At 57.9% G+C, this 1,196-nt stretch carries 1 pseudogene; it reads left to right on the forward strand.

Features of this window, described 5'->3' with window-relative positions:
• Positions 1–421: 421 nt before the first annotated feature.
• Positions 422–1,196, forward strand: a pseudogene (locus ACWICV_RS17050) (hypothetical protein); the annotation flags it as partial.

Genomic DNA, 1,196 nt, shown 5'->3' on the forward strand with positions numbered 1-1,196 from the left:
TGAGGGTGTGGGAGAGTAGGTCACCGCCGGACTTAACTTGAGTAGATGGTTTGAGGCCCTGGTACCGTTTGGTGCCGGGGCCTCACCTGTTTAACCCGTCCCCTGGTAATCGACTTGCTAAAGCCTATGGGTTCAGTTTCATGCTGGGCCCTTTTTGTCGTTAACCCCTTTTAGAAGAGTTGAATCTATCAAGGGGCTTCGATCGGCTACGCATGCGTCGATGGCTGGGGGCAACCTTAGGGCCGCCACTGAGTGTCTTGCCACATTGGACCCGTTTCCCTATGGTATGACTCGTGCCTCCCGTAGACTTGAATTTAGATGTACATGCCTCGAGGGCATGCTGAATAGTTAATAGTGAAGTGATTTGCAAAGGCAAACACGAAGGTTGCGGTATTGAGATAGCCGCTGAAGGGGACATTAGATGTCTAACGAATTCCGCCGTAACTCCGACAACGGACGAGGCGACTTCCGGAACTCAGATTCAAACCGCAACAACTCCCGCGATGGCTTCAAGCGTCGCGACGACCGTAGTGATTTCAAGCGCACCGACGATAACCGTGGTGGCTTCCGCGGTGACCGTAATGCTGACCGCGGCGGTGACTTCAAGCGCGACGACAACCGTGGTGGTGGCTTCAAGCGTGATGACAACCGCGGTGGCGTTTTCCGCAATGATGACCGTGCTGGCTTCCGTGGCGAGCGTCGCGATGACAACCGTGGCGGTGGCTTCAAGCGTGATGACAACCGCGGTGGTGGCTTCAAGCGTGACGATAGCCGCGGTGGCGGTTTCCGCAATGATGACCGTGGTGGTTTCCGCGGCGAGCGTCGCGATGACAACCGTGGCGGTGGCTTCCGCAATGATGACCGTGGTGGTTTCCGTGGCGAGCGTCGCGATGACAACCGCGGTGGTGGCTTCAAGCGTGATGACAACCGCGGTGGTGGCTTCAAACGCGATGACAATCGCGGTGGTGGCTTCAAACGCGATGACAACCGTGGCGGTGGCTTCAAACGCGATGACAACCGTGGCGGTGGCTTCAAGCGTGATGACAACCGTGGCGGCGGTTTCCGCAATGATGACCGTGGCGGCTTCAAGCGTGACGACAACCGCGGTGGCGGTTTCCGCAATGATGACCGTGGTGGTTTCCGCGGCGAGCGTCGCGATGACAACCGTGGCGGTGGCTTCCGCAATGATGACCGTG

The sequence above is a fragment of the Glutamicibacter sp. NPDC055354 genome, from assembly GCF_053644955.1.